This is a genomic window from Variovorax sp. P1_H12_2 (assembly GCF_056405335.1).
This window is the reverse complement of the sequence record NZ_JBFUCI010000338.1, coordinates 1-7185: the sequence shown is the minus strand read 5'-3', so window position 1 is coordinate 7185 and position 7185 is coordinate 1. Positions and strand designations below refer to the sequence as shown.

Annotated in this window: 5 protein-coding genes; 1 reads left to right on the top strand and 4 read right to left on the bottom strand. The window is 68.2% G+C overall.

What is annotated here, in order from left to right; translation table 11 throughout:
* Window positions 1–30: 30 nt before the first annotated feature.
* A complete protein-coding gene (locus tag AC1D2K_RS26050; RefSeq protein WP_478092163.1) occupies window positions 31–1218 on the top strand; it encodes an amidohydrolase family protein in 1188 nt (395 codons plus the stop codon).
* A gap of 157 nt (window positions 1219–1375) precedes the next feature.
* On the opposite strand, the gene AC1D2K_RS26045 is transcribed toward AC1D2K_RS26050, so the two are convergent.
* The 4 genes from AC1D2K_RS26045 to metH all read right to left on the bottom strand — a co-directional run.
* Window positions 1376–1759 (bottom strand): GtrA family protein, encoded by a 384-nt coding sequence (locus AC1D2K_RS26045; RefSeq protein ID WP_478092162.1) that lies wholly within the window; start codon window positions 1757–1759, stop codon window positions 1376–1378.
* A complete protein-coding gene (locus AC1D2K_RS26040; RefSeq protein ID WP_478092160.1) occupies window positions 1756–2718 on the bottom strand; it encodes a glycosyltransferase family 2 protein in 963 nt (320 codons plus the stop codon). Before AC1D2K_RS26040 ends, AC1D2K_RS26045 begins: the two co-directional genes overlap by 4 nt.
* Window positions 2715–4478: an ArnT family glycosyltransferase gene (locus AC1D2K_RS26035; protein ID WP_478092158.1), complete on the bottom strand. Its 1764-nt coding sequence runs from the start codon at window positions 4476–4478 to the stop codon at window positions 2715–2717. Before AC1D2K_RS26035 ends, AC1D2K_RS26040 begins: the two co-directional genes overlap by 4 nt.
* 55 nt (window positions 4479–4533) lie before the next feature.
* The coding region (gene metH / locus AC1D2K_RS26030) for a methionine synthase (RefSeq protein WP_478092156.1) at window positions 4534–7185 on the bottom strand (2652 nt) is incomplete at its 5' end.

The following is a 7185-nucleotide window of genomic DNA, read 5'->3' as shown; positions in this document are numbered from 1 at the left end:
CCCTTGGGGCGGCCCGGCGGGAGGCCTGAAATGGCAGAAATCGCAACCGGCGCCAAGTCGGGCAAGGTCGTCATCCGGAACATAGGCCTGCTGCTCTCGGGCGATATCGACAAGCCCATCCTCGACGCCGACACCATCGTCGTCAACGACGGCCTGATCGTCGCCGTCGGCAAGGAGAAAGACTGCGATCTCGAAGGCGCGACCACCGTCATCGACGTGAAAAAGACCTGCGTCGCGCCGGGCCTGATCGACAGCCACGTGCACCCGGTCTTCGGCGACTGGACGCCGCGCCAGGGCCAGATCGGCTGGATCGACTCGACCATGCACGGCGGCGTGACCACCATGATTTCCGCCGGCGAGGTGCACCTGCCCGGCCGGCCCAAGGACATCGTCGGCCTGAAGGCGCTGGCGATCACGGCGCAGCGCGCCTTCGACAATTTCCGCCCCGGCGGCGTCAAGGTGCTGGCCGGCGCGCCGGTGATCGAGAAGGGCATGGTCGAGAGCGACTTCAAGGAACTGGCCGAGGCCGGCGTCGGCCTGCTCGGCGAGGTCGGCCTGGGTTCGGTCAAGGCCGGCTACGAGGCCAAGGAGATGGTCGCCTGGGCCCGCAAGTACGGCATCCAGAGCACCATCCACACGGGCGGCCCGTCGATCCCGGGCTCGGGCCTGATCGACAAGGACGTGGTGCTCGAAGCCGATGCCGACATCATCGGCCACATCAACGGTGGCCACACCTCGCTGCCCGAGGCGCACGTGTGCGAGCTGTGCGAGAAATCGTCGCGCGCGATCGAGATCGTGCACAACGGCAACGAGCGCGTCGCCATCGCGGCGGCCAAGGCCGCGCTCGAGCTCAAGTGCCCGCACCGCGTGATCCTCGGCACCGACGGGCCCGCGGGCTCGGGCGTGCAGCCGCTGGGCATCCTGCGCATGGTGGCGATGCTGTCCTCGATCGCCAACATCCCGGCCGAGCTGGTGTTCTGCTTCGCCACCGGCAACACGGCACGCATCCGCAAGCTCAACTGCGGGCTGATCGAGGTCGGCCGCGACGCCGACTTCGTCTTCATGGACCGGGCGCAGCATTCGCCCGCGATCGGCCTGCTCGAAAGCGTGCAGCTCGGCGACATCCCGGGCGTCGGGATGGTGATGATCGACGGCATCGTGCGCTGCGGACGCAGCCGCAACACGCCGCCGGCGACCGAGATCCCGGTGATCATTTAGCTCGCCCCCAGGTTGACTCACTTCGTGTAGTCGCCCACCCCCTGCCGAGGGCAACACCAGCGGCCTGGCAAAGCCAGATCCGCGGTGTTTCATCAATGGGCCTGGCTGCGCCGGCCGCGGGAAAACCGGCGCTGTGTTTGTTGTTCGGCTGCGCGGGCTACCTGAACACCAGGTGCCGCGCGGTCAGGAAATTGACCACCAGCCCGGCGCCGCTGCCGAGCGCGACACCGAGCGCAGGCGCCAGCGGGCCGCCGAGCCAGTGCAGCGTCAGCACATACGCCACATAGTTGACCAGCGCGCCGGCCAGCATGGTGAGCAGGTAGCGAAGGTATTCACGCGCGATCGATGCGCCCGACCGCCGATCGGCGAAGGTGTAGCGCCGGTTCAGCGCCCAGGTGGCGGTGGCCGCGGCAATGAACGAGACCACGCGCCCGCCATACCAGCCGAGCGTCGGCGCCACCAGGTAGAGCACGCCCAGGTCGACGCCGAAGCCGAGCGCGCCGACGACCGCGAACGACAGGAATTCGCGACCGATCTTCACGACCGACCGCGCTGCCGCACGCCGGGAATCGCCAGGTAGCACAGCCGCTTGGCCTCCTGGCGCCCGATGGTCACGGTGTGCAGCACCACGCCGCAGACGAAGGACAGCATCGCGACCAGCATCATGCCGGTCACCAGCACGGCGGTCGGCACTCGCGGAACCAGGCCGGTCTGCAGGTAGGTGGCGACCAGCGGCTCGGCGATGATCACCGACGCCAGCGCCAGCAAGGCCGCGATGCCGGCGAAGAACTGCAGCGGCCGTTCGCTCACGAACAGCTTGCAGATGGTCTTCAGGATGCGCCAGCCGTCGCGGTAGGTCGACAGCTTGCTTTCCGAGCCCTCGGGCCGCGAGCGGTACGGCACCGGCACCTCGGCGAAGGGCATGCGCAGTTCGAGCGCGTGCACCGTCAGTTCGGTCTCGATCTCGAAGCCTTCCGATACCGCCGGGAATGACTTGGCATAGCGCCTGGAAAAGACGCGGTAGCCCGAGAGCATGTCGGTCAGGCGGCCGCCGAAGAGGCTGGCCACCGCGCCGGTCAGGAGCGCGTTGCCGAAGCGATGGCCGCGCCGGTAGGTCTGCTGGTCGGCGCGGTCGTCGACCCGCGAGCCGACCACCATGTCGAGATTGCCCTCCACCATCATCTCGATCAGGCGGCGCACTTCGCCGACATCGTAGGTGGCGTCGCCGTCGACCATCACGTAGACGTCGGCCTCGACGTCCGCGAACATGCGGCGCGCCACGTTGCCCTTGCCGCGCAGCGCGACGTGCGTCACGGTCGCGCCGCAGGCCCGGGCCACGGCCGCGGTGTCGTCGGTCGAGTTGTTGTCGAAGACATGGATCTCGGCCTCAGGCAGCGCGGCGCGGAACTCGTCCACCACCTGCGCAATGGCGAGCGCCTCGTTGAAGCACGGGATCACGGCTGCGATGCGCAGGCCGCTCAGGTCGGGACGATCGGTCATTTCTGGATGGGCAGGATGCGGTAGGCCTTGGCACCGGCTTTTTCGTACATCAAGGCGAAATGGTCAAGGAAGCCGGGCTGGGCTTCGAGCAGCGGGGCGCTTCCGGCGCCCACCGCGATCGCCTCGAAGCCCAGCCCGGCCAGTTTGCGGGCGAACTCGACCGGTGGCAGGACGATGAAGTCGGAATAGCGCCAGGGTCCGATCGCGTCGCCCCACACCGGCGCCGGCCCATAGTAAGTCGCTTCGCTGAGTGCGATCTGGTAGACGCGTCCGCTGGCGTGCTCGCGCAGGTAGTTCATGACGGCGTAGCCGGGCACCTTCGCCTCGAGGAAGGCCGTCCGCTCGGCCGGCGTGGTCGCGATCGCCGCCACGCTGCGCCGCGTCATGTAGAACGAGCCCCCGACTCCGATCACCACCAGCAGCACGCCAAGACAGCGGCCGGCGCGGTCGAGCGTGCCCTGGGCGTTCCAGCGCGGCAGCGCGCGGCGCAGCCAGCCGGCCAGACCGCCCAGCAGCGCCTGCCAGCCCACCACCGAGACCAGCGCGATCAGCGGCACCGAGGCCGCCAGATAGCGCGGATAGCGCGAGGTCAGGGCCCAGACGCCCAGCGAATAGATGCTGAAGACCGCGGCCGCACGCACGGCGGGCGAACGCTTCCAGAGCAGGGCGAGCGGGGCGAACAGCACGCCCCAGAGGAAGCCGTTGGGCCACGCGGCGTGGGCCTTCACGTCGTCGAACTGGTTCTTGTAGTCGGCCAGGTTCCAGTTGGTGAAGCCGAACAAGCGCGAGCCGATCGGGTTGAAGGGGTCGCCGGTCAGGACGGCGTTGCGCGCATACCAGTAGATGCAGGGAACCAGGAAACACAGGAGCGCCACGGCCCAGACCCTGAGCCTGCGTTCGCGCCGCACCACGAACAGCGCCACCAGTGGCAGCACGGTCAGGGCCTGGTACTTGGAACCCGCGGCGATGCCGAGAAAAAATGCTGCCAGCGCCAGCCAGCGCGGCCCCCGCACCGGGTCGTCGGACTCGCGCCACCACCACAGGGCGGTGCAGGCCGCGAGCACGAAGAGCGCCACGCTGATGTCGATCAGCGCGCTTTCATAGTCGCCGATGCCGAGCCAGATCGCGGCGGCGATGAGGCCGGTCACCCGGCTCGCATGCTGCACGCCCAGGCGGTAGACGATTCCCACCGAAAGCCAGCCCGCGAGGCCGCTCAGCAGGTGCGGCAGCACGTCGTCGCCGACCAGCAACCCGCCCGCATGGATCAGGTTGTAGTTGTACGGGAACCAGGGGTAGCGCAGCCATTCGTGGATGGCGAGCCGGCCGCTCTGCGCCAGCTCGCGCGCATAGGGCAGGTGGTACATCAGCTCGTCGAAGGCCGCCGGCGGCGCCAGCGGCTCGACCAGCGCCGGCAGTGCGGTCAGTGCGAGCACCGCCAGCGCCAGCTTCTCGACGAAGGTCCAGGGCGCCGAGCGCTCGCGCGCGCGCAGTTCGCGCCGCCAGGCCGGCGCCTGCAGGCCGGCCGCCAGCACGCCGGCCGCGACCACGCCGATCACCGCGCCCCGGGTGAACAGGCCGGCGATCGCGATCGCCTGGAAGACGCAGACAAAGATCCCGAGCCCGGCCGCGGCCGCCATCGCGGTCTCGAGCCACACATCGCGGCGCATGGGCGCGCCGATGCGCATCAGCAGCGCCCGGCCGAAACCCCAGCATCCGACCACGAACACCGCCAGCGCCGCGTAATGCGTGGCTGCAAACATCAACTTCTGAATAGGAACTCCCGCTCGCCGTTCGCGCTGGCAACGACTTCCCGTGTCATAGATTCGGCGCCAGCAGGCGCTCGAGGTCCGCCTCGCTCTGGTCGCGCCGCGCCGCCTGGTCCTGCAGCTGGTCGTGCCCGATCTTGCCGACGTTGAAATAGGTCGCGTCGGGATGGCTCAGGTAGAAGCCGCTCACGCTGGCGGCCGGCATCATGGCGAGGCTGTCGGTCAGCGTCATGCCGATGTCCGCGCAGTTCAGGAGGTCGAACATCGGCCGCTTCACGCTGTGGTCCGGGCAGGCCGGATAGCCGGGCGCGGGCCGGATGCCGCGGTACTTCTCGCCGATCATCTCCTCGTTGCTCAAGGCCTCGTCGGCCGCATAGCCCCACAGGTCGGAGCGCACGCGGTGGTGCAGCGCTTCGGCGAAGGCCTCGGCCAGGCGGTCGGCCAACGCCTTGAGCATGATGGCCGAGTAGTCGTCGAGGTCGTCGATGAAGTACTTCTCCTTCTTCTCGACGCCCAGGCCGGCGGTGACCGCGAACACGCCCACGTAGTCCGCGAGGCCGCTCGCCCGCGGCGCGACGAAGTCGGCCAGGCAGCGGCTGGGCCGCATCACGCCCTCGATCTCCTGCTTCTCGGTCTGCTGGCGCATGCCGTACCAGGTCATGGCGACTTCGGTGCGCGACTCGTCGGTGTAGAGCACGATGTCGTCGTCGTTCTCGGTGTTGGCCGGCCAGAAGCCGATCACGCCGCTGGCCGTGAGCCAGCGGCCCTCGATCAGCCGCTTGAGCATGCGCTGGCCGTCGGCATAGACGCGCACCGCCTCGGTGCCGACCACCTCGTCCTTGAGGATCGCCGGAAACGGGCCGGCCAGGTCCCAGGTCTGGAAGAACGGCCCCCAGTCGATGTACTTCGCCAGCTCGGTGAGGTCGAAGTTCTTGAACACGCGCCGTCCGATGAACTTCGGCACCGGCGGCACATAGCCCGTCCAGGCGATCGGCGCCTTGTTGGCGCGCGCCTTGGCCAGCGGCCACAGCGGCGTCTGCTTCTTGTTGGCGTGCTGGTGGCGCACCTTGTCGTAGTCGGCGTTGATCTCGTTGATGTAGTTCGCGGCCTGCTCCGACAGCAGAGACTGCGCCACGCTCACGCTGCGCGAGGCGTCGGGCACGTAGACCACCGGCCCTTCGTAGTGCGGCGCGATCTTGACCGCGGTGTGCACGCGGCTGGTGGTGGCGCCGCCGATCAGCAGGGGGATCTTCTTGATCCGGAAGTGCTCGTCCTTCTGCATCTCGCCGGCGACGTACTGCATCTCCTCGAGGCTCGGCGTGATCAGGCCCGAGAGGCCGACGATGTCGGCGCCCTCGACCTTGGCGCGCGCGAGGATCTCATGGCAGGGCACCATCACGCCCATGTTCACGACCTCGAAGTTGTTGCACTGGAGCACGACCGTGACGATGTTCTTGCCGATGTCGTGGACGTCGCCCTTGACGGTCGCGATGACGATCTTGCCCTTGGTCCGGACGTCACGGCCGGCGGCCTCGTCCTGGCGCTTTTCCTCCTCGATGTAGGGGATCAGGTGGGCCACCGCGGACTTCATCACGCGGGCCGACTTCACCACCTGCGGCAGGAACATCTTGCCCTGGCCGAACAGGTCGCCGACGATGTTCATGCCGTCCATCAGCGGGCCTTCGATCACGTGCAGCGGACGGCCGCCCTTGGCCAGGATCGCCTGGTAGGCCTCTTCGGTGTCCTCGACGATGAAGTCGGTGATGCCGTGCACCATGGCATGCGAGAGGCGCTGGCTCACGCCCACCGGATGCTCCGGCGTGCCGCGCCATTCGAGCTTCTTGCTCTCGTCCTTGGCGCCGCTCTTGGCGGTCTCGGCGACCTCGACCAGGCGCTCGCCGGCATCGGGCCGGCGGTTCAGCACCACGTCTTCCACCCGCTCGCGCAGCTCGGGCTCGAGGTCGTCGTAGACGCCCACCATGCCGGCGTTGACGATGCCCATGTCCATGCCGGCCWGAATGGCGTGGTACAGGAACACGGTGTGGATGGCTTCGCGCACCGGGTCGTTGCCGCGGAAGCTGAAGCTCACGTTCGAGACCCCGCCCGACACCTTGGCGCCGGGCAGGTTCTGCTTGATCCAGCGCACCGCGTTGATGAAGTCGACCGCGTAGTTGTTGTGCTCSTCGATGCCGGTGGCRATCGCGAAGATGTTGGGGTCGAAGATGATGTCCTCGGGCGGGAAGCCGATCTCGTCGACCAAGAGGCGGTAGGCCCGCTCGCAGATCTCGATCTTGCGCTCGTAGGTGTCGGCCTGGCCCTTTTCRTCRAAGGCCATCACCACCGCCGCTGCGCCGTAGCGCCGCAGCAGGCGGGCCTGGTGCCGGAAGGGGTCCTCGCCCTCCTTCATGCTGATCGAGTTGACGATGCCCTTGCCCTGGATGCAGCGCAAGCCGGCCTCGATCACCTCCCACTTCGAGCTGTCGACCATGATCGGCACCCGCGCGATGTCGGGTTCGCTGGCGATCAGGTTCAGGAAGCGCACCATGGCGGCCTTGCTGTCGAGCATGGCCTCGTCCATGTTGATGTCGATCACCTGGGCGCCGTTCTCGACCTGCTGGCGCGCGACGGCCAGCGCTTCCTCGAACTGGCCGTTGAGGATCATCCGCGCGAAGGCCTTGGAGCCGGTGACGTTGGTGCGCTC

Bases quoted from the DNA above. Each gene is read 5' to 3' on its own strand.
- AC1D2K_RS26050 (WP_478092163.1), top strand. From the start codon at position 31: ATGGCAGAAATCGCAACCGGCGCCAAGTCGGGCAAGGTCGTCATCCGG.
- AC1D2K_RS26040 (WP_478092160.1), bottom strand. From the start codon at position 2,718: ATGACCGATCGTCCCGACCTGAGCGGCCTGCGCATCGCAGCCGTGATC.
- AC1D2K_RS26035 (WP_478092158.1), bottom strand. From the start codon at position 4,478: ATGTTTGCAGCCACGCATTACGCGGCGCTGGCGGTGTTCGTGGTCGGA.